Annotated in this window: 25 protein-coding genes and 1 tRNA gene; 10 read left to right on the top strand and 16 right to left on the bottom strand. The window is 45.9% G+C overall.

Going from position 1 to position 19,652, the window contains the following annotated elements; all coding sequences use genetic code 11:
* Positions 1–352 precede the first annotated feature (352 nt).
* The gene (locus tag SCACP_RS04490) at positions 353–613 is read right to left on the bottom strand and encodes a hypothetical protein (RefSeq protein WP_425061322.1); all 261 of its coding nucleotides are present in this window, start codon (positions 611–613) and stop codon (positions 353–355) included.
* Positions 535–975, bottom strand: a complete 441-nt coding sequence (locus SCACP_RS04485) for a hypothetical protein (protein ID WP_425061475.1) — start codon at positions 973–975, stop codon at positions 535–537. Before SCACP_RS04485 ends, SCACP_RS04490 begins: the two co-directional genes overlap by 79 nt.
* A gap of 277 nt (positions 976–1,252) precedes the next feature.
* Between SCACP_RS04485 and SCACP_RS04480 the strand changes: the two genes are divergently transcribed.
* The 4 genes from SCACP_RS04480 to SCACP_RS04465 all read left to right on the top strand — a co-directional run bounded on the left by SCACP_RS04480 (position 1,253) and on the right by SCACP_RS04465 (position 2,975).
* On the top strand, positions 1,253–1,561 hold the full coding sequence (locus SCACP_RS04480; protein ID WP_425060205.1) for a helix-turn-helix domain-containing protein: 309 nt from the start codon (positions 1,253–1,255) through the stop codon (positions 1,559–1,561).
* Complete coding sequence (locus SCACP_RS04475; RefSeq protein WP_425060204.1) at positions 1,561–1,818, top strand: hypothetical protein; 258 nt, start codon at positions 1,561–1,563, stop codon at positions 1,816–1,818. Before SCACP_RS04480 ends, SCACP_RS04475 begins: the two co-directional genes overlap by 1 nt.
* A 489-nt stretch (positions 1,819–2,307) precedes the next feature.
* Positions 2,308–2,511, top strand: a complete 204-nt coding sequence (locus SCACP_RS04470) for a helix-turn-helix domain-containing protein (RefSeq protein ID WP_425060203.1) — start codon at positions 2,308–2,310, stop codon at positions 2,509–2,511.
* Positions 2,512–2,612: 101 nt separating this feature from the next.
* Positions 2,613–2,975 (top strand): hypothetical protein, encoded by a 363-nt coding sequence (locus tag SCACP_RS04465; RefSeq protein ID WP_425060202.1) that lies wholly within the window; start codon positions 2,613–2,615, stop codon positions 2,973–2,975.
* A gap of 36 nt (positions 2,976–3,011) precedes the next feature.
* Here the strand turns inward: SCACP_RS04465 and SCACP_RS04460 are convergent, their stop codons facing one another.
* The gene (locus tag SCACP_RS04460; RefSeq protein ID WP_425060201.1) at positions 3,012–3,251 is read right to left on the bottom strand and encodes a hypothetical protein; all 240 of its coding nucleotides are present in this window, start codon (positions 3,249–3,251) and stop codon (positions 3,012–3,014) included.
* 115 nt (positions 3,252–3,366) lie between these two features.
* Between SCACP_RS04460 and SCACP_RS04455 the strand changes: the two genes are divergently transcribed.
* Genes SCACP_RS04455 through SCACP_RS04445 form a run of 3 tightly spaced genes read left to right on the top strand, consistent with a single transcriptional unit; the run spans position 3,367 to position 4,005 of the window.
* The gene (locus SCACP_RS04455) at positions 3,367–3,681 is read left to right on the top strand and encodes a helix-turn-helix domain-containing protein (protein ID WP_425060200.1); all 315 of its coding nucleotides are present in this window, start codon (positions 3,367–3,369) and stop codon (positions 3,679–3,681) included.
* Complete coding sequence (locus tag SCACP_RS04450; protein WP_425060199.1) at positions 3,660–3,800, top strand: hypothetical protein; 141 nt, start codon at positions 3,660–3,662, stop codon at positions 3,798–3,800. The genes SCACP_RS04455 and SCACP_RS04450 overlap by 22 nt, the downstream gene beginning before the upstream one ends.
* Positions 3,793–4,005, top strand: coding sequence for a hypothetical protein (locus SCACP_RS04445; RefSeq protein ID WP_425060198.1), 213 nt, complete (start codon positions 3,793–3,795; stop codon positions 4,003–4,005). Before SCACP_RS04450 ends, SCACP_RS04445 begins: the two co-directional genes overlap by 8 nt.
* Positions 4,006–4,379: 374 nt before the next feature.
* On the opposite strand, the gene SCACP_RS04440 is transcribed toward SCACP_RS04445, so the two are convergent.
* The 3 genes from SCACP_RS04440 to SCACP_RS04430 all read right to left on the bottom strand — a co-directional run bounded on the left by SCACP_RS04440 (position 4,380) and on the right by SCACP_RS04430 (position 6,364).
* Positions 4,380–4,455: transfer RNA gene (locus SCACP_RS04440), tRNA-Ala, on the bottom strand.
* A 485-nt stretch (positions 4,456–4,940) separates the two neighbouring features.
* Positions 4,941–5,663: a polysaccharide deacetylase family protein gene (locus tag SCACP_RS04435; RefSeq protein ID WP_425060197.1), complete on the bottom strand. Its 723-nt coding sequence runs from the start codon at positions 5,661–5,663 to the stop codon at positions 4,941–4,943.
* 23 nt (positions 5,664–5,686) lie between these two features.
* The gene (locus tag SCACP_RS04430) at positions 5,687–6,364 is read right to left on the bottom strand and encodes an N-acetylmuramoyl-L-alanine amidase family protein (protein ID WP_425060196.1); all 678 of its coding nucleotides are present in this window, start codon (positions 6,362–6,364) and stop codon (positions 5,687–5,689) included.
* Positions 6,365–6,594: 230 nt separating this feature from the next.
* Here SCACP_RS04430 and SCACP_RS04425 point away from each other — a divergent pair, with 230 nt between their 5' ends.
* Complete coding sequence (locus SCACP_RS04425) at positions 6,595–7,893, top strand: PIG-L deacetylase family protein (RefSeq protein ID WP_425060195.1); 1,299 nt, start codon at positions 6,595–6,597, stop codon at positions 7,891–7,893.
* 215 nt (positions 7,894–8,108) lie between these two features.
* Here SCACP_RS04425 and SCACP_RS04420 read toward each other — a convergent pair whose 3' ends face one another.
* The 9 genes from SCACP_RS04420 to SCACP_RS04380 all read right to left on the bottom strand — a co-directional run bounded on the left by SCACP_RS04420 (position 8,109) and on the right by SCACP_RS04380 (position 18,216).
* Positions 8,109–9,272: a M20 family metallopeptidase gene (locus SCACP_RS04420; protein ID WP_425060194.1), complete on the bottom strand. Its 1,164-nt coding sequence runs from the start codon at positions 9,270–9,272 to the stop codon at positions 8,109–8,111.
* 3 nt (positions 9,273–9,275) lie between these two features.
* Complete coding sequence (locus SCACP_RS04415; RefSeq protein WP_425060193.1) at positions 9,276–10,025, bottom strand: glutamine amidotransferase; 750 nt, start codon at positions 10,023–10,025, stop codon at positions 9,276–9,278.
* A gap of 24 nt (positions 10,026–10,049) precedes the next feature.
* Complete coding sequence (locus tag SCACP_RS04410; RefSeq protein WP_425060192.1) at positions 10,050–11,342, bottom strand: ArgE/DapE family deacylase; 1,293 nt, start codon at positions 11,340–11,342, stop codon at positions 10,050–10,052.
* 27 nt (positions 11,343–11,369) lie between these two features.
* The gene (locus SCACP_RS04405; RefSeq protein WP_425060191.1) at positions 11,370–12,308 is read right to left on the bottom strand and encodes a nucleoside hydrolase; all 939 of its coding nucleotides are present in this window, start codon (positions 12,306–12,308) and stop codon (positions 11,370–11,372) included.
* Between the two features lie 18 nt (positions 12,309–12,326).
* Positions 12,327–13,259, bottom strand: a complete 933-nt coding sequence (locus SCACP_RS04400) for an ABC transporter permease (RefSeq protein ID WP_425060190.1) — start codon at positions 13,257–13,259, stop codon at positions 12,327–12,329.
* A complete protein-coding gene (locus tag SCACP_RS04395) occupies positions 13,259–14,353 on the bottom strand; it encodes an ABC transporter permease (protein ID WP_425060189.1) in 1,095 nt (364 codons plus the stop codon). The genes SCACP_RS04400 and SCACP_RS04395 overlap by 1 nt, the downstream gene beginning before the upstream one ends.
* Positions 14,332–15,894, bottom strand: coding sequence for an ABC transporter ATP-binding protein (locus tag SCACP_RS04390; RefSeq protein WP_425060188.1), 1,563 nt, complete (start codon positions 15,892–15,894; stop codon positions 14,332–14,334). Before SCACP_RS04390 ends, SCACP_RS04395 begins: the two co-directional genes overlap by 22 nt.
* 56 nt (positions 15,895–15,950) lie before the next feature.
* The gene (locus SCACP_RS04385) at positions 15,951–17,009 is read right to left on the bottom strand and encodes a BMP family lipoprotein (protein WP_425060187.1); all 1,059 of its coding nucleotides are present in this window, start codon (positions 17,007–17,009) and stop codon (positions 15,951–15,953) included.
* 190 nt (positions 17,010–17,199) lie between these two features.
* Positions 17,200–18,216, bottom strand: a complete 1,017-nt coding sequence (locus tag SCACP_RS04380; protein ID WP_425060186.1) for a LacI family DNA-binding transcriptional regulator — start codon at positions 18,214–18,216, stop codon at positions 17,200–17,202.
* 102 nt (positions 18,217–18,318) lie between these two features.
* On the opposite strand from SCACP_RS04380, the gene SCACP_RS04375 reads away from it, so the two are divergent.
* A complete protein-coding gene (locus SCACP_RS04375; RefSeq protein WP_425060185.1) occupies positions 18,319–18,720 on the top strand; it encodes an FAD-linked oxidase C-terminal domain-containing protein in 402 nt (133 codons plus the stop codon).
* Here SCACP_RS04375 and SCACP_RS04370 read toward each other — a convergent pair.
* A complete protein-coding gene (locus SCACP_RS04370; RefSeq protein WP_425060184.1) occupies positions 18,684–19,052 on the bottom strand; it encodes a winged helix-turn-helix transcriptional regulator in 369 nt (122 codons plus the stop codon). The two genes, SCACP_RS04375 and SCACP_RS04370, sit on opposite strands and share 37 nt — an antisense overlap.
* A gap of 117 nt (positions 19,053–19,169) precedes the next feature.
* On the opposite strand from SCACP_RS04370, the gene SCACP_RS04365 reads away from it, so the two are divergent.
* Positions 19,170–19,565, top strand: coding sequence for a pyridoxamine 5'-phosphate oxidase family protein (locus SCACP_RS04365; RefSeq protein ID WP_425060183.1), 396 nt, complete (start codon positions 19,170–19,172; stop codon positions 19,563–19,565).
* The last annotated feature ends 87 nt before the right edge of the window (positions 19,566–19,652 follow it).

Genomic DNA, 19,652 nt, shown 5'->3' with positions numbered 1-19,652 from the left:
GGATAAATTTCCTTTTTAGCATATGGGGAGCATTTTTTTGGCGTACTTTCCGATTTCAAGCTAATGTTCTTTATTTGATTTTTATGGAAATTATACCATAAAAATGTAGATTAAGAGAAGAAAGTCTCACAAAAATTAACTCTGGTCTCAATGTCCAATTTACTTTACTCTCATATTGAACCAATAATGCTATATGAAATCCAATAAAGATTTTTTCTAGGCGTGTTGTTAGTAACGCTCCACCGCTGGCGCTTGACTTACGCTTATACTAACAACACGCCTGTAAATCTTTATTACTATAAATGAGCAAATTTACTAACATAATTTTACACATGATGAATTAGAGGTATCCCTATGCAACTTTGAATCTTGATAAAACATCTTCAAGAGGCACACCATTTTTAGCAGCTGTGTAAATCATAGTAATTTTCTCACGTTGAGTATTGGCACGTACCGCCTTTAATCCCGCTCCCAATGGTTGATAGCTACCCGTTCCGATAACACAATAGAGATAGGTAAGAGTAATTAGGACCATTATCCTGTCGATGGCTTGTGCAGAACGAGCCTGATATTTGTCAAAGCCAAAGTTTCCTTTGGTCTGGCGGAAAAAGATTTCAATCGGCCACCGTTGGCTATAGTACTCCAGAATCGTTCTTTTTGATATACCCTTGTAATGGCTTCTTTGCGGATAGCACGCCAGGCATACTCTTGCTTCCACACGCCGTTGCTTAAGAATTTTCCATAGGTCGTACGGTGACATAAAGTATAACTGAGTGCCGCAATATCGACAACTTTACCACGATATCCGGCTTGAACAGCTGCAATAATAAATTCTTCAATATGCCGGAATACGGATTTGGAAAAATAGAATGCGAAGGAAAGGCTCAATAAAAAATTGCGAATGGCGGAAGTTTCTGCTATGCTATGGTTTAGAGACATCTGAAATTCCTTTCTGGTTGTGGTTTTGGTGTGCAAACTTATTCATAACACAGAAAGGGGTCAGTTGTCTCTATTTTTTTATCACTGGAATTATCTGGGGTTATTTTTGCTCATTTATAGTTTGTTTAATTCTTTCTACCCGGATGGCTTCAACTATGTTTTTAAGCACTGGCTTCACCTCCTTGATATTATAATATATCTATAACTTAATTTTGTTAACTATAAAATCAAGTTATAAGTTAATTTATTTTCCCGTAAAAAGCCACCATCCGTGCTATCATTAACTTATAAGTTAACTTTAGAGGTGATGACCTTGTTTGACATTGGTAGCCGAATACGCGAATTACGAGCAGAGCGAGGTATTAGCGCGAAAGAAATAGCTATATCGCTCAATGTAACTCCGAGTTTTATATCAGGCATTGAGAAAGGTAATAATAAATGTTCATTAGAAAACTTAGAACGCATTTGTAACGTTCTTGGAATCACCATCTCCGACTTTTTCGCCCAGGGCAAGCCTGACTTGGAGCCTGACCTTCAGCGTCTACTGGACGCTGCTAAACGGCTTACGCCGGATGAACGGGAATATTTGACCAAGTTCATTGAGGCAAGAAAGGATGAATAATGACAAACAAACCTATTAAAACGACCGGTATGACTGCCGACGACATGATTGCAGTAGCTTTGGCAGAATATGCGGCTATAAATGGAGAACTCACCTTAGAGGCTTTTGAACAATATTTACATGACAGTAAAGAACTGCAAACTGCCAGAATTATCGCCCGTGAAGAAGCTATGATTCGTACAGTTGCTTTAATGATTGAACGCAACAATCAAGCCTTGCTACAGCATCTAAAACAGTTTGGCGTTGTTCGGGATTAGTAATATTCGCAAGTTGCTTTTGAAGTCGTACTTTTCTTAACTCCATCAATCTGATTTCGCTTGAAACATCATCTTTATTCACTATCCTCCCCCCCTCTCTACGCCGCCGGTTTGGGTCTGACTGCTCGTCCAGCAGCTCGGCTACAGTGACGCCGAGGGCTGTAGCAATTGCCGGAATTTCTTCCGAGTAGATTTTTCGTTGACCGGACTCGATTTTACTAATCTGAGACTGATTTTATTAACCTGAAACGCTAAGTCATCTTGAGATAACTTTTTCTGTTGCCGTAGACATTGGATGCGATGTCTTAGCATGTTGGTCATTCAATCATCCCCTTATTAATTTTATAATTCTATTTCAGAATCATTATGTAAGAATATCAATATTTTTTATTCGTTTTTAGAATAAAACTATTTAGAGTATTGGCCTGCCACCTGGCAAGCCTGTAGTATGTAAGTATGGAATATTCTATTTTAGAATAGGTGATTTTTATGGACGTTGGTTCCCGTATTCGTAAGCTTAGAAAAAGCAAAGGGCTTTCAACCCATCAATTAGCCGATATTACAAATATTTCTCAACCTGTTATTAGTAGACTTGAAACAAACAGCCGTACTGCTGATATTGATTCCCTAGAACGCATCGTCACCGCTCTAGGCGTCTCTCTGAGCGATTTTTTTGCCGATGAAAGATATTGACCCGTCTTTAAAACGCGTCCTACGGGCCGCTGAGAGGCTTACAGAGGAAGAATGGGAAAAAATCACTGACTTTCTGAACACAATGAAAGGAGAATAGCCAAATGAAACTCCGTGACCAAATGAACCAAATACAAAGGATGATGGAAGAACTCATTCGTATAACCGCCAACACCAATGCTGCTGTTGAAGAACTGCGCCAGGATAACAAAGAGCTCAATCAGCGTATGGATAACCTTGAAACCAGGTTTGATAACCTTGAAACCAGGTTTGATAACCTTGAAACCAGGTTTGATAACCTTGAATCTCAAGTACAAAACGGTTTTGACGGGCTTACCAGTATGGTCAACCTGCTTGGCGAGAAAACCGAAGCTATCCCCCGCATTGAAACCAAACTGGATGTATTAAATGACCGGACGTTTGAACACGAAGCAGATATTCGAATGCTTAGGAAACAAGCCAAATAGTTTTCCTTACCCCGTCCTCGGCAACGTGGCCGCTTGTTAATCTGCTGCACATTCATTGTCTTTTGACAACGTTTGAGTTAAAAAAATATCATTAGGTTCAATACCAATCCTGATAAGGCCATCGGTAAATGCTTGTCCTGCTTTCCTTTGCCCTCTCATGACTCGATATACATAGCTATAGGACACATTCATTAGTTTTGATAATCCATATTCGCTAATTTTCTTTTTAGTCATAAGTACCCTAACTTTATCTAAATTTACTATTACGGAATCCACTTTTTACACCTCCCTCATCATTGTCTTTTGTCAATATATAGATTTGAATTTTTTTCGATATATATTGTCAATTGGTTATAACATGAGGTAAATAAGCGTACAAGGAGTGAGTGTAATGCCTAGCTTTGGAGAGTATCTTAAACAAATAATGGAAGATCGAAAAATAGGAGTTAATGCTTTGGGTGAACTATCGGGCATCAGCGGCTCACATATATCTCGTATTATTAATGGGCAACGCTCAGCTCCATCACCCAAAACCATCAAAAAGTTTGCTACAGCACTTAATACTAGCTATGAAGAATTAATGCAAGCTGCCGGACATATAAATTCGACAAAAGATCAATTACCTTTACCCCAAGAAGAAAAAAGCCCAAAGACCTTCAAAAGTTCTTGCACCAGCAAGAAATTATGTTTGATGGTGTACCATTAACTGATGATGATAAAGAAAAAATACGCAACGCACTTGAAATAATCTTCTGGGACGCTAAAGCACAAAATAAAAAGGCTCGGGCTGAAGCCAAAGCCAGGAGGGAAAAATCTAATGAGTGAACAGCTTGACCAAATACAACGTATGATGGAACAACTTATCCAAATGACAGCTAACACAAATGCACCCCTCAATAAGGCGAAGCAATGGCAGTTTATAACCAGCAATCCCTGCGACTATGTAGAACCGCCCAAAGCAGTCAGGAAGAAAAAGCAAGTACCAGACATAAGTGAAACAACTAATTTTTTTGCAACTGCTCGAAAATGAAAGCACGAAACACCGATTACTCTGCCTTCTCGGCTTTACTGGCGGTATGCGTCGCGAAGAAATATTCGGTTTACAATGGCCAGATATTGACTTCGAAAAGCAGACAAAAGATCCGAAAACCCCCGACAGCGTCCGCGTTGTGAGCTTGCCGCCAAAAAACAATCTACAGTCATCTGTTGAGGAGTGCCGAACAAGGTACTGCAGAAATTATGAGTGATATACTTAAAAAATCATCAACTAGGAACGAAGAAAATCAACCAAAAACAGATTGATTTTTGCTCGTTTTTGCTCCTATTTTGCACAACATAGGCCCAAAACTAGTCCCAAAGACAAAATTCAAGGCTTTGCGATAACCCGCAAAGCCTTGAATTACCTGGTGGAGACGACGCGATTTGAACGCGCGACCTCTTGAATGCGAACCAAGCGCTCTCCCAGCTGAGCTACGCCCCCATGATGAAAACCAAATACTGTCTGTTTGAACTTTCTGCCACTTTCAAAGAACCTTGTCCCTGAAACCAAGCGTTGCTCCTAGAGTCCATTATAGGCAACCAAGCACTCTTTTGCAAGCGTATAAATATTTATTCCGTAAAAAAACAAGCCCTTGACTCACGGGTACAGATTTTAAACCCAGGAACACACTGAATTGCGGTTGCTGGGTTTTGTTATTTTGTTCTTAGGAAACAAGCGATCTCCACTAGGTAGATGGCCGAAATACAAATTCGCATAGAAACTAAGCCACGTGGAAAAATATCCCCATACTATCGTAGTAAAAGTACTGTGGAAATAATTTTGTCAGGAAGCAAACGCGTGGTTAGTCTTGGTGTTTTGGTGATAGTCTGGACATTTGCCTTTTGGGTTTAGTCGCTAGTGCGGCGGCGCGGGGCAGCACACCTATCGATATAGATTCTTGTTTAAGAATCTAGTGAACATTGGAATCAAAAAAGACTGCTGAAGAAATTAAAAGAATGCCGAACTTCATTATATTGTAATAACTCGCTTACAGTGACAAAATCATAGCCGCGTTCGCGAAGACCATCGATGATAGTGCCTAGCGCTTTTGGTGTAGGTAACGGATACTGACCGTCATGCAGCAGGATAATACTACCAGGCTTTATTTCTTTAAACACTTCGTCGACAACTTTTTCTTTCGGCGGGCAGCTCCAGTCCCGCGGGTCAATAGACCATAAAATTACCGCATAACCCCGCTGGTGGGCTGCCTCAAGTACTTGCGAGTTGTAAAGACCGCCAGGTGGACGAAATAAAGTAGGTTTAGGGGCGATAGGTAAAATTACATCTTCCGCCTTATCAAATTCCTCGGAGATTTTTTGCGGGCTCAATCCCTTCAGGGATGGATGACTATATGTATGAATACCAATCTCATGACCATCAGCTACTTCTTGAGCCAAAATCTTAGGGAAATGCTCCACGTTTTCTCCAAGAACGAAAAAGGTCGCTCTCACTTTTTTTTCTTTTAGAACTGCTAAAATCTCCGGTGTAACCCGAGAATGTGGTCCGTCATCGATTGTCAATGCCACTACTTTATGAGTAGTGGAAACTTTTGAGATAGCTCGAACATCTTCCGATAGATGCTTTTCCGTGACACCGGTTACAGCAACGAGAAGGGCTATAGCGCAAAACATCCAGCGCCATCTTTTCATCAAGGAACCACCCTTTCATATTATTACTGATAATAATTATAGATACCCTTAGCGATTGCCTCAGCCAGTTTTTTCTGATACTCGGGTGTAAGTAATAATTTGCGTTCTTCAATGTTAGTAATATAACCGACTTCAATCAGAGCAGCGGGAATTTTGTTGCGGCGCAGTACAAAGTAGTCAGCGGTCTTAGCCGCCCGGCTAGTCTGTGTAACGTTACAGAGCTCAGCTTGCACTGAAGTAGCCAACTTTTTCCCTGCTTCGGAGTTTGCACAGTAGAAAACCTCAGCGCCGTGCCGTTTGGCATTAGTGACGGCATTAGCGTGGATACTGACAAATAAATCCGCGTCCGATTCTTCCACCATTTCTACCCGTGCCATCAAATCACGATGGTAGCGACCCCTGACTTTTTCATTATCACACTCGCTACTAAGTTCTATGTCCGATTGGCGGGATAATACTACTTTGGCGCCGTAGTGATTAAGCACCTCTTTGAGCTGAAGTGCTACCGCCAGATTAATATCCTTTTCGACTACACCTGGACGGTTTGCACCTGGGTCGATACCACCGTGACCAGCATCGACAACAATAACCTTTCCAGTTAGCTTTTGTGCAGCATCAAACGCATATAATGAATTTAGCAGCAACATTGTGAATAATACAAATATAAAAAAGTGACGTTTGGCCATATAAACAATCCTCATGGCATTTTCACCTCACTAGACTAAATATATGTTTAAAATGGAAAGGTATACCGAATTTTTTAGAAGGGATTGCTATGGTACTGCGATACATCTATAAGTTGTTAGCTATACTCACATGCTTGGTTCTTTTGTTATTGGGTCTAAATTATTTATATTTTTACTATCAGGAGAAACCCGAAGCCGGCCTGTCGCTGCCATCATTGCCTGCTTTACCCAAGGAGACCAGGTTAATGGTAATTGCTCCGCATTGTGATGATGAAACTCTCGGCTGTGCGGGTATTATTCGGAACGTACTTGCTAGCGGCGGACAAGTTTTGGTCGTCGTCATGACCAACGGCGACGGCTTTACTTTTGCCGTAAAAGAACAGTTTCACCGGCTGTTTCTCACTAGCTCTGACTATATTCAATCTGGGTATGCCCGTCAGGTTGAAACAATTCATGCCTTACGTTGGCTGGGGTTGCCGGACGACCATATTATCTTTCTTGGTTATCCTGATCGCGGTCTTAAAACAATATGGGCCGCTACTTGGGATAGCAGCCAGCCGTACCGATCCCGTTATACCGACAGCGACCATTCACCTTACACCAACAGTTATCGGCAAAATGCTCCCTATGCCGGCGAAACAGTGTTAGCCAATTTAGAACAGATTATGCGCGATTTCAAGCCTACCTTGATCCTATCACCCCATCCTGCGGACGAGCATCCTGATCATGCTGCAACCTGGGCTTTCGTGGCTACTTCATTTTTAAAGATAAGAAACAGCGGAACAGCCCTCTGGCCTGAATTATATACCTATCTGATTCACCGTGGTGATTTTCCAATACCTCATGGATATAAAGTCGAGGAGTTACTGCTGCCGCCAAGGCCGTTACAAAAGAGACAAAATAATCAATGGTATACATACCCGCTAAACTCTGACAATGAATTTATCAAAGAGCAATCCCTCAAAGAATACGTAAGTCAACTGAGGGTTCCCATCATGTCAAACTTCTTACATAGCTTTATTCGAAAAAATGAGCTGTTTGAGGAAGTACAGATTCCGGTCATAAAGCATGAACCGTCCGGGGTGGATTTGTCTATTCTGGATTCATGGCAAAATCAGGAGCCATTTTTGGTTAATCCACGAGGTGTCAATCCGCTCGGCGCCCTGGAGCATGGAGCGAACGTAACCGCTATAGCAGGCGCCATTCAAAATAACGCCTTATGGCTGCATTTTCATATCCCGGGTTTTTCAAAGAAGCGAATGCGGTATCATGTGTCAATAGTGGAATATCATGGACAACAGGGAACGTTCCAGCGGGAAAAAAAAGCATTTTATTTCAGTTCGGGTGATACCAATCTACCCATGGATGATATCATTCGATGTCAAGACGATGTAGTGAGTAAACTTCCTTATCCTCCCCAAGGGTTACCGGATTACTTTTTTATTCAGATACTCACTAAAGACATATTCGGAGCAATTAGCAATCATACTGTTTGGCAGCCTGCATTGATAGAACAGAATATGGCAAATGATTCTAATAGATAGGGTTTTTATATGTACGCCAGTATAATGGAACCTGCCGGAACAATCACAATATATATGAAATCACGCCAAAGTCAGCAGAAACAATTGCTTAGATCCGGTAAAATGGTAAAAAAATGGCCTGAATCCCTGCAAAATGCGGCGGATTCAGGCCATTTAAGTGTTTCTGTAATGTGGGAAATAGCTGTTTTATTCACAACCCCCCCGCCTCCATTTTCTCAGCAAGCCTGCCACCTGGCAAATAACTTCTTGCAAAATTGTATGGAGAGCAAATATTTATCGATTTCAACGTACTCATCCGGCTGGTGGGCCTGCTCGGGATTGCCTGGACCAAATATCAGGACCGGAACATTTCCGTCTGTTGCCAGCACGGAGGCATCCGTGTAAAAATTAACCCCGGTGAATTCCTGGTTTTGCAGAACTTCATTGGCACAATCACCGGCACATTGAAGAAAAGGATGTTTTACGTCGCTCCAGATCGCACACCTGTCGTTCAATCGCTTTATTTCAATCTGCAATTCAGGAGTACGCCGCTTTACTGCCGCAATTCTTTTTTCAAGCTCTTCGATAACCGCCGGGTGTTTCTGCCCGGGAAGACTGCGAATATCGAGGCTCAGTTCACATTGGTCCGGAACAACATTGGTTTGTGTTCCGCCTTTAATCCTGGTAATTGTGCAGGTCGGTTTTCCGAGCAAGGGATGGTCGCCGTTCAGCAACGGAACGGAAAACAGGGAATCAATTATCTTGAGCATATGCTCTACAGCATTTTGACCGGTCCAAGGCATGGAGCTGTGGGCAATCTTCCCGTAAGTAGTGATCGATAACCAGAGCGCTCCTTTGTGCCCGAGAGCAAGCCGGCAACCCGTAGGCTCGCAAATGAGCACAGCCCCTATATCATGCAGAATACCGCGCCTGACAAGTTCAACAGCGCCGGCGGAGTCCACCTCTTCGCCTACGGTACCAATAAACACGATATCCCCTGCCGCCGGCAACAGTCCTTCCGTAATCCCTTGTTCCAGTGCCAGCAGGGCCGCTGCCAGGCCGCTTTTCATGTCCGCTGCGCCGCGTCCGTAGACCTTGTCTTTGTCTACGGTACCGGCAAAAGGGTCGAAACGCCAAGCCTGCGTGCCAATCCCAACGGTATCCAGATGCGCGCATACCAGAAACGCCGGCTTGTTGCTCTTCCCGCCGAGGCGGGCTACCACGTTAGCGCGCCCCGGCTCCATAGGGACAAGTTCTACCGAAAAACCCAGCTTTTGCAGATATTCGCCCACATACCGGGCTAACGGCGCTTCGTTTCCCGGCGGATTGGTTGTATCAAAAGCAATTAGCCTTTGCAGCAAACTAATTGCCTTTTCATTAAATTCCTCCTGACTCAGCATGGGTTACCGTTTCCCGGCCAGCCACTCAATGGCCTGAGTCCAAAAGGGGGTATAGCCCGGCCAGTTTAAAAATTCCGGCGGACCCCAGTGAGGTGCGCAGTCACTGGCAAAAGCCAGCGTGCGGCCTTGCCCGTAACTGCCGGCTGCAACAAAAGGATCGCCGTTTAGGGTTACTACCACCTGGGCGTCAGGTTTGGCCACCAGTTTATTATATCCCAGGAAGAACGGCCACGCTGCAGGCAAACCGGCAAGCACCGGATGCTGGGGAGCCGCCACCGCCGGAATGCCGCCCTGAGGCAATTCCACACGGTCATCGCCGGCCATTAAGGTCACAGGCAGAATTTCTTCCACCGGAGTGTCTTTGTAGCGGGCTTTGCCCTCAATACCCGAAAATGACATATACCCGCCGATCATCATGAAGCCTTTGCCCTTACTGACAAAATCTTTGAGCAAGGTCATACGGTCTGCCTGCCGCTGGGAAGTATAAAAGGTGGCATTCGGCAGCGACAACGTATTGCTGCCAATGTCACTTAAGACAACGGCATCATACTTGTTCAGTTCTCCCAATGACCCTGGAAACCGGTCATGCGCTATATGGCAAGGCATATAGTCCACTTCAATACCAGCCGCGCGCAGGGAGTTTAATAAAAAGTGGGCCCCTTCTTCGTATTTGGTCGTTGTAAAGCTGTCAAAGCCTTTCATGTGAATCATGTGGATGGTCCATGATTCCCCTGCAAACAAAATTTTGGCCATGTGGATCCTCCCTCATATTATCTATTACTCTGCTACACCGCACCAATCGGTAATCAAACCGCATAAAACTTCTATATATTGAATGTAATCTTCAATCCGCACATATTCGTTGGTACTATGGGCCTGCGCCGCCTCGGCGGGCCCGAAGACAATGACCGGCATGCCGGCAAGATTGGCAAAATGTCTGGCATCGCAGCCGGCCAGCATCCCTTCCACTTTAGCAGGTGAAGCAAATACCTGGCTATAGGCCGCTGCGGCTGTTTGCACCAACGGATGATCGGATGGTATTTCGAAGGGAGACCCCTCCTGGTATTTAACGATTTCCGGCGGATGGCCTGACAGCCACTCGTCGCCCCGGCATTTTGCGGTTAACGCGTCCAAAACCTCCTTTTCCACCAGCGAGCCGCCGCCGGTGCGGTCTGAATCTGTTGGCAAGTAGTGCAGGCAAAACTTAAACTGGCACTGATCAGGCACTGTTGAGCCGGCGGTGCCACCGCTGATCTCGCCTACGTTAATAGTAGGGCCAGGCAGCAGCGGATGCTTTTTAGTCAGCAACCACCGGTGCTCCAGTTCGTGTAAAGCTTGCATCAGCAGCATGGCTTTCTCAATGGCGTTTACTCCCAGCCACTTGGCTGAGGAATGTAAGCTCTTCCCCCGGACGGTAACGGCATAGAATATAAAACCCATATGGGCCGGAAAGATTCTCAGATCCGTAGGTTCACTGACGACGGCCGCGTCTGCCCGATAGCCCCGTTCAACACAGGCAAGAGTACCATTGCCACCGCCTTCTTCGTCCACTACGCTTTGGAAAATCAAGTCGCCCTTTAAGGCAATTCCCAGCTTTTGCAGTATTTCCACAGCCAGCAGGTTGGCAACCAGCCCGGCTTTCATGTCGGCAGCCCCAACTCCATACAACTTGCCGTCCTTAATTTCCGCCCCCAGGGGATCCATCTGCCATGCCGCCCGTTCGCCATAAGGCATGGTGTCCACATGCCCGTTAAGAATCAGGCTGCGGCCGCCACCCGTTCCTTTGAACACCCCCACTACATTGGGACGATTTTGGTAGTTGTGACCCTGATTGCCCTGCCCGTACTTGGCTAGCCGCACATCATCAGGTTCAAAGATATCAGGGTCACACCCCATTTCTCTTAGTTTTGCCGCAATAATTTTCTGGCCGTTGGCCTCATTACCGCCTGTAATCCCATGTCCAACAACCTGGGTATCAGCCCGGATTACTGTTTGTAAAAAACAAATTAATGCATCCCGTTCCTGCGCTATCTTTTCCGCAATCCGTTTTTTCATTTTCTGGCGTTCCATTGGTTGGCTTACTCCTCTCAGTTGCAATTATACCGCAGGTTTATATCGTTCCACCGCTTTGATAACGAGTTGCCAAAACCTGTCTTTGTCCAAATCAATTGCGACATGGCAATTGGGCCGTTTATCAAGCACACCGTAAAAATCACACACAGTCCGGCCATAGTTCAGTTCAGACTTGGTGTCTACATCCACATATACGTGTTTGGTAGTAAACACTCCGGGATCAATAATTTTGGCAATAGTGCAAGGATCATGAACTGGGGGCGCCGGAAACCCGAAAACCTCATAATAGGTTTTGCTAAAGAACTCTAACAACTCAACAACTGTATTTGCCAGTGGTGTGTCGATGGCTTTTATCTTTTCCAGTACATCAGGTGTGGCTGTGGCCTGGTGCGTCAGGTCCAGTCCGACCATAGTGAGGGGAATGCCGGAGTGTAGCACCACTTTCGCCGCTTCCGGGTCAGCATAAATATTAAACTCGGCACCCGGAGTAGTATTGCCGAAACCGTAGGCTCCGCCCATAAAAATGATCTCCTGCACCTTTTCTCTAATATCAGGTGCCAATTGCAGTGCCATGGCAATATTGGTCAACGGACCGGTGGGTACCAGGGTGATATCACCCTCCGACTTTCTTAGTGTTTCAATAATAAAATTGACTGCATGCATCCCAATCACATCAACTGTTGGATCACCAAAGGCCGGACCGTCCAATCCGGAGTCACCGTGAATATTTGCCGCTATAATTTGCCGGCGGACCATGGGCCGGTCCATGCCACGGGCTATTGGCACCTTAATGCCTGCTACCGAACAGACCCGTCTTGCATTCAAAGTGGTTTTTTCCAATGTCTGATTGCCGGCAACCGTTGTGATTCCTAACAAGTCTATCTCCGGTGAGTTGGCTGCCAGCAATATGGCAATGGCGTCGTCGTGTCCGGGATCTGCATCTAGAATAATTTTACGTTGCATGACTTACCTCCGTACCGCTTAGCATGCGATTGTGTATTTGCGTTTCTCTCTACGCATCTTCTTGACATACGATATGGCGATTAAAACAAGAACCGTCAACAAGTAGGGAATCATTAAAACAAATTGGGAGGGAAACCCAATGGTTTGAAGCCGTACCGATACGGCTTCCGCCAAACCGAAAAGTAAAGCGGCAACCATGGTGCCCACAGGAGTTCCTCCGCCAAAATAGATGGCGGCGAGAGCGATGAAGCCCCGCCCGGCTACCATGTTTTCCACAAACATCCGTGTCTGCGCCAGCGAAAGGTAGGCCCCGGCCAAACCGCAGAAAAAACCGCTGATCAATACAGCCTGAAGGCGAATACGGTCAGGATTGATCCCCACGCTGGCGGCAGCTTCCGCATGTTCTCCCACCGAGCGAATGTGCAGCCCTTTGGGGGTGCGGCAGAGGAACAGGTGTACCAGCACCACCATCAGGAAAGCTATGTATACCATGACAGAGTGGCCTTTAAAGAGGTCTCCTATGTAAGGAAGACCTGACACCAGCGGCAAATCTACAACCGGAAAACCAATAATGCGCGGGTCGGACAATGACCCTTTCACATGGAAAATGGTCCGCAGCAAGTAGGTGGTAAAAGAAACGCCAAAAAGGTTGATCGCAATACCGGCGACAATGATATCGCACCTGTATTTGACGCCGAACAGCCCGAAAATCGCCGCAGCGAGAATCCCGGTCACAATCGCCGCCATTGTTGCTGCCAGAATCGAGCCGGTATAGTAGCTTACCATTACGGCGCTGAAGGCCCCGAACAACATCATGCCTTCCATCCCGATGTTTAAGATGTTAGCCTGCATAGTATGCAAACCTCCCAGTCCTGCCAGGAGGATCGGTGTGGCAATGCGAATCCCGGCCACAAGGACACTGAAGTTAACCAAATTATCCAGAGTGTCCATTACTCTCCCTCCTTGTGCACCAGTTTTCCCAGAACAGGTATACTCTGCAGTTTTTTACGGAAAGCCCCGTTTTGCTGCACATACGAAAACATTCCCTCGGCAGTGACAAAGAAAATAATGATAGCCACCAGCGATGTGATCAGTTCTTTCGGCACCTCGGTTGTCCGGTCCATGTACGTGGCACCGGTCTGCAGCGCGCCATAGAAGAACCCTGCCACGAGAATACCCAGCGGATGGTTACGGGCCAATAAAGAAACTGCGATCCCCTCAAACCCGTATCCTGGCGAAAACTGGTCAATGAAGCGATATAAGATCCCCATAATCTGGCAAGCTCCGGCGATACCGCCGATCGCACCGCTGATCAGCATGGAATAAATCATGGTTTTCTCCACATTAATGCCAACATAATAAGCGTAATGCGGATTCATGCCGGTCATGTTGAAGTTATAGCCCCAGGTAGTCCGCTTAAAGAACCAGTACAGGAAAATTGCCAATAAGACAGCAAGAAACAGCCCGATATGAACTCTTGACGGCGGCAAGAAACGGTATAAATGAGCAGTTTCCAGAATCAAAGGAGTCTGCTGGCTGCCTGCCGTAACATCCTTAAACGGGATGGCAACCAGATAGGCGGTAAACAGAATGGCAACATAGTTTAGCAAAATGGTTGTTACTGTCTCATCCACCTTATACACCGCTTTGGTATAACCCGGAATAAAGGCCCAAACTGCCCCTACCAGGGCAGCGGCGGCCAAAACCATGGGAACATGAATAATAGCGGGAGCTGATACATAATGTCCGACAAGAAAGGCCGCAAAGGCACCCAAATAAAGCGACCCCTCCACACCTGCGTTAAATACACCGGTCCGGAAAGCTACTGCTGTCGCCAAGCCGGTTAAAATAATGGGAATTGACCGGTCCAGCGATTCGGCAAGCCGCGAAAACCCGCCAAACGCTCCCTGCACCATCTTGCCGTAGGCAAATAGAGGGTCCTGGTTGGACAGCATAATAATAAATGTCCCGATAAACATAGCCATACAGATGGCGAGAACAGGACGCAGGAGATTGCTGCCGATCATTTTACGAAACCCTGCCACAAGCCCCGCCCCCTTCCCCCCACCATCCGCTTACCGCCGGTCATATACAGCCCGACCTCGTCTTCGTTGGTTTGCCTGGTGATTAGTTCGGCTACGATCTGACCTTCATACAGTACAATCAGCCGGTCACTTAACGACAGCACTTCCTGCAAGTCTGCCGAGACCAGTAAGATGCCTTTACCCTCGTCCCGCTTGGCTACAATCAGACGGTGAATGAACTCAATGGCACCAATGTCCACACCCCGGGTAGGCTGGGAAGCCACAATCAGGTTGGCGTTAGAGGCCAACTCCCGGGCAATAACCACTTTCTGCGCATTGCCGCCTGATAGCGATTTGACAGGATCATAAATGGAACCGGTTTTTATACCGTAGTCTTTTACCGCTTTTTCCACGTATGTTTCAATTTCCGCCATACACAGAACCCCTTTATGGGAATAAGGGTTATCCAAATGCAGGCCGCCAATCAAATTTTCCAGAATACTGGCATCCCGGCACAGCCCGCTGGTAAAGCGGTCCTCAGGAATATGAGCCACACCCAGGTGGCGGATCTCCCTGACTGTCTTACCTGCCAGGTTCACGCCGTCCTTGATGACCTGTCCTGCCTCCACCCGCCGCAAGCCACATATGGCTTCCACCAACTCGGTCTGGCCGTTTCCTTCGACGCCCGCCACCCCCAGAATCTCACCGGAGCGAACCTGGAAAGACACGCCCCTGACGGCAGGCAGGCCGCGCTGGTCGGATACCCAGAGCTTTTCGACTGCCAGAATAGCTTTTCCCGCTTCTGCCGGTTTTTTCTCCACTCTTAGCAGCACCTGCCGGCCTACCATCAAGGAAGCCAGTTGCTCTTCGCTGGTTTGTGACGTCTCAACCTTGCCAACCACTTTACCGGCCCGCATGACGGTAATGCGCCGGGAAATCTCCAAAACCTCCTTTAATTTGTGGGAAATAAAAACGATGGTCATTCCCTGCTTGACCATTTGCCGCAAGACAACAAATAAATCTTTTGTTTCCTGGGGGGTCAGCACAGCCGTCGGTTCATCCAAAATCAGCAGTCTGGCCCCCCGGGATAAAGCCTTGATGATTTCCACCCGTTGCTGCACCCCTACGGAACAATCCCGGATACGGGCCCTGGGATCGATTTTTAAACCATATTCCTCGGAAATACGTTTGACCTGTTCTTCAGCAACCTGAAAATCATAAAAAATATTCTTTTTAGGCTCATTCCCTAAGACTATGTTTTCCGTCACAGTCAGCGATGGCACCAACATAAAGTGCTGGTGCACCATTCCGATTCCTTTGTCCATCGCTGCCCTAGGACCATCTATAGCCAACGGCTCGCCGGCAAACTCGATAGTGCCGCTATCCGGTTTGTGCAAGCCAAACAGAGTCTTCATCAAAGTCGTTTTACCGGCGCCGTTTTCTCCAATCAGCGCATGAATTTCCCCTTTTGCTACTTCGAAATCAATCGCGTCATTTGCTTTTACCGGCCCAAAGCTTTTACATATGCCTCGCATCTTCAATAACACATCCGACTGTGGCATACCCTGCCTCCTATCAGGTAGAAAGGGGCGCGTTCCCCACACCCCTTTCCCAATCCTTACTTCTTTTTAACCCCGAAGTTTTCGTAGTGCTGAACAACAATCTCCCCGCTGGCAACCTTTTTCTCAATCTCTGCCAACTTGTCTCTTACATCCTTGGGAATTTTATCTCCCATTACAGTCATGTCGGTCAACCCTACACCTTTATTTTTCAGACCATATTCGAAATGTCCGGCTTTCCAGTTTTTCTCCATAGCCAGCCGGATTTGATCAAAGCAGGAATTATCAATCCGTTTCAACATGCTGGATAAAATATGCCCGGGGTAAACTCCGTCCTGGTCAGAATCCACGCCGATGGCATACTTGCCTGCATCCTTGGCTGCTTCCAGAATACCAACACCGGTAGCGGAAGCCACGTTCATTACAATGTCAGCGCCTTGGCTGTACTGTGCCAGCGTTAGTTCCTTGCCTTTTGCGGGATCGCTAAACGAACCGGCGAAGGAAGAAAGCACTTTGGTACTCGGATCTATATACTTGGCCCCTTGTTCATAACCAATCAGGAAGTCATGCAGCACAGCAATATCAGCGCCGCCAACCCAGCCAACGATTTTGTCCTGGTTCATGCCGGGCAGTTCGGTGTGGGTGGTCATTAAGGCCGCCAGAGCACCGGCCAAGAAAGAGCCTTCATTCTGAGCAAAGGTAATGGAAGCAATATTATTACCTTCGACAACATCATCAATATACACAAATTTCTTGTCAGGAAACTGGGGTGCCACGTTTTTCACCGCATCATGCATTTGGGATGCAGCCGCAATAATCAGATCATAGTCTTCTTCGGCAGCAGCCTTGAGGTTAGGTTCCCAGTCTGCACTGTTGGCTGATTGGATTACTTTGTATTCAATACCCAGCTCTTTTTTCGCCCTTTCCAGACCGGCGTAACCGGAATCAAAGAAGGATTTGTCCCCCAGATTGTTGGAAATTACGTAGGCTACCTTAAACTTTTTGCCGGTATCTTTTGATGTTTTTGCCGGTTCCTGTTTACTGCCACAGCCTGCGACCAGACTCAGCATAAAAACCAAAGACAGGCATACGGCTAAGATTTTGAAACTCTTTTTCACAAATATCCCCTCGCTTTCACTTTTACATCATTGGAACTTACCGTTTACATCAGTTGTTAATTAACGCTAACACCTCCTCTTGTGTGGGAAGGGGTGACTGGACCCCTTGTTTGGTTGCAGTCAGTCCCCAGCCGCATTCGCAAAATTGCTAGCCCGGTATTGTGTCCTGTACAGGCGAGTCCAGGCGCAATCACTGCTCTTGGCAGTTATGCTTACGTGGTGAAGATTCTCTAACAACCAAAACCGGCTCCATTTCTATATGTTTGAAAGCCGTCGCTTCTCCCTTGTGTATTGTTTCAAAAAGCAATTGCACCGCCATGCTTCCCATCTTGTAAGTTGGCTGAAAGATGGTGGTAAGGCGGGGGCATACATACTTGCCGAGACTAATGCCGTCGCAGCCAACCAATGCCATTTGTTCAGGCAGTTTAATTCCTGCCTCCTGCAGAGCTTCCAAAGCACCAATGGCCATCAAATCATTGTCGCAAAATACTGCGTCCGGTAAATTCCTTAACCGCAGGATTCGCTGCATGGCCGTCGCTCCGCCGGAAATGCGGTAATCTCCTTGAAACACCAATACCTCGTCAAACAGAATGTCGTGCTCCGCCAATGCTTGTTTGTAGCCGATCAATCTTTGCTCCACAGTCGGAGATGGCGTTCCTGCAATATGGGCAATACTCCTATAGCCCTGTTCAATTAAATGTTTGGTTGCCAAATAACCACTCAGAATATTATTGATACTAATGGAATGGACCTCCAAACTACTGGTCCGGTCTAACAGCACCAGCGGCGTTGCAAAGGCCGCCAGCATTTCCGCCAAATATGCCTCCGGCAGCCGTGAACCCACCAGTATGATTCCATCCACACATTTTTCCTGAAGTATCCCTAAGTACATCTTTTCCTTTTCGATATCCCAGTCCGAGTTACATAGCATGATATTATAACCATGAAGTCTGGCTTCATCTTCCGCTCCCCTGGCCAATTCAGGGAAAAATGGATTCGTTATATCAGGAAGCACCAGCCCGAAGGTTTTCGTTTGCTTATTCACCAGCCCCCGGGCAATCTGGCTGGGTTTATAGTTCAACTGCTTGATTGCAGCTAAAACTCTTTCTTCCGTGTTTTTTTCAACATAACCGCTGGCATTGAGAACCCTGGAAACAGTGGAAACAGATACGTTGGCAAATTTCGCCACATCCTTGATAGTAGCCATCAAATGTCCCCCAATACTGGTAACGTTATCATATCGATATTATATATATTATAAAAATTCTATATGGTAACGTTTTCATATTGCGTTTTATTCTGCATTTTTTTGAAAAATCCTCCTATAAATAATCCCATTTTAAAAATTATTTGGAAAAACTGCCATTTTGCAGGATTGAAATTACTTCATTTATCTATAGTGTATAAGTCTGGACTCCCAGCCCTCTCTTTTCAAACTGCCGATGGGAATATCCATGTAAATATTTTAAAAGAGCAAATGTCTGACGCGGAATGGAATGAGAAATTACCTGCTCTGCAGGATGAACTGTATGTTATGGTTTATTCTTTAGGTAGCAAGCTGTCGGGTGAGCATGGTATCGGCTATAAGCGTCTACACCTTCTAGAGAAGTACGCTGATCCGGCAGAGATTAAAATGATGAAAGCCATTAAACGCGCGTTAGATCCACCCCAGATTCATCTATCTGGCTTCAAACAGGAATTCGTTTCTTGAGCACTTTTCATTTGCTTGGCACCCCACTTGGCTAATTCAGCAAGCGCCGGCAGCAGGCTAATACCGGCTTCAGTAAGAGAATATTCGACACGGGGTGGTATCTCCATATATTGGATGCGAATAATCAGTCCATTATTCTCCAGCTCCTTTAAGGATTGAGAAAGCATCATATTCGTTATACCGCAAACCTTTCTTTTTATCTCATTATACCTCAGTACCTTATTTTGGCTGAGTGCCCATATAATTGGCAAATGCCACTTTCCTCCGATAATATTGAGGGCGTATACTACCGGACAACCATTAATATCTTGAGAATCCTTGTTACTATTCATAACTTTTCTCCTATACTCATAAAATACTGACCAAGTAAGAAATAACTGCATACTTGTTTTTTTAAGTCTTTATCGTATAATCATATCATAAATAAACATAGAAAAGGAGAAAAACTTATGAATGAAGTTCTTAAATTTCTTAAGGAAAATCCCATATTCTACCTTGCTACCGTTGACGGCGATATTCCCAAAGTACGCCCTTTCGGGTTCGTGATGGATTTTGAAGGCAAGCTGCATTTTTGCACAAACAACCAGAAAGATGTTTACAAGCAGCTCAAAGCCAATCCCCATTTTGAAGTATGTACAACCTCGCAAACCGGTGAATGGCTACGTTTAAAAGGTAAGGCCGTTTTCAACACCAGCAAGCAAACCAAGCAGGCTGCACTTGACGCTATGCCTCGACTTGCCAACATGTACAGCGTAGACGATTCGATTTTTGAATTGTTTTATATTGAAAATGCAGAGGCAACCTTCCAGGATATGAAAGGCAACTCCAGAACAATCAAACTGTAGGCGCTACATATCGCTGTAAAACCATTTGTCAAACCAAAAGGCGCAGACTGAAGGAGATTTTCCTACAGCCTGCGCCTTCTTTTCATG

The sequence above is a fragment of the Sporomusaceae bacterium ACPt genome (assembly GCA_041428575.1).
In the GTDB taxonomy this organism is placed as follows: domain Bacteria; phylum Bacillota; class Negativicutes; order Sporomusales; family Sporomusaceae; genus Sporomusa_D; species Sporomusa_D carbonis.
This window is presented reverse-complemented; position numbering and strand designations above follow the sequence as displayed.

Bases quoted from the DNA above. Each gene is read 5' to 3' on its own strand.
- SCACP_RS04370 (WP_425060184.1), bottom strand. From the start codon at position 19,052: ATGAATAGTAACAAGGATTCTCAAGATATTAATGGTTGTCCGGTAGTA.
- SCACP_RS04425 (WP_425060195.1), top strand. From the start codon at position 6,595: ATGGTAATTGCTCCGCATTGTGATGATGAAACTCTCGGCTGTGCGGGT.
- SCACP_RS04415 (WP_425060193.1), bottom strand. From the start codon at position 10,025: ATGGCCAAAATTTTGTTTGCAGGGGAATCATGGACCATCCACATGATT.
- SCACP_RS04380 (WP_425060186.1), bottom strand. From the start codon at position 18,216: ATGGCTACTATCAAGGATGTGGCGAAATTTGCCAACGTATCTGTTTCC.
- SCACP_RS04390 (WP_425060188.1), bottom strand. From the start codon at position 15,894: ATGCCACAGTCGGATGTGTTATTGAAGATGCGAGGCATATGTAAAAGC.
- SCACP_RS04475 (WP_425060204.1), top strand. From the start codon at position 1,561: ATGACAAACAAACCTATTAAAACGACCGGTATGACTGCCGACGACATG.
- SCACP_RS04410 (WP_425060192.1), bottom strand. From the start codon at position 11,342: ATGGAACGCCAGAAAATGAAAAAACGGATTGCGGAAAAGATAGCGCAG.
- SCACP_RS04430 (WP_425060196.1), bottom strand. From the start codon at position 6,364: ATGAGGATTGTTTATATGGCCAAACGTCACTTTTTTATATTTGTATTA.
- SCACP_RS04365 (WP_425060183.1), top strand. From the start codon at position 19,170: ATGAATGAAGTTCTTAAATTTCTTAAGGAAAATCCCATATTCTACCTT.
- SCACP_RS04450 (WP_425060199.1), top strand. From the start codon at position 3,660: ATGTTTGATGGTGTACCATTAACTGATGATGATAAAGAAAAAATACGC.
- SCACP_RS04455 (WP_425060200.1), top strand. From the start codon at position 3,367: ATGCCTAGCTTTGGAGAGTATCTTAAACAAATAATGGAAGATCGAAAA.
- SCACP_RS04420 (WP_425060194.1), bottom strand. From the start codon at position 9,272: ATGCTGAGTCAGGAGGAATTTAATGAAAAGGCAATTAGTTTGCTGCAA.
- SCACP_RS04465 (WP_425060202.1), top strand. From the start codon at position 2,613: ATGAAACTCCGTGACCAAATGAACCAAATACAAAGGATGATGGAAGAA.
- SCACP_RS04405 (WP_425060191.1), bottom strand. From the start codon at position 12,308: ATGCAACGTAAAATTATTCTAGATGCAGATCCCGGACACGACGACGCC.
- SCACP_RS04445 (WP_425060198.1), top strand. From the start codon at position 3,793: ATGAGTGAACAGCTTGACCAAATACAACGTATGATGGAACAACTTATC.
- SCACP_RS04435 (WP_425060197.1), bottom strand. From the start codon at position 5,663: ATGAAAAGATGGCGCTGGATGTTTTGCGCTATAGCCCTTCTCGTTGCT.
- SCACP_RS04400 (WP_425060190.1), bottom strand. From the start codon at position 13,259: ATGGACACTCTGGATAATTTGGTTAACTTCAGTGTCCTTGTGGCCGGG.
- SCACP_RS04470 (WP_425060203.1), top strand. From the start codon at position 2,308: ATGGACGTTGGTTCCCGTATTCGTAAGCTTAGAAAAAGCAAAGGGCTT.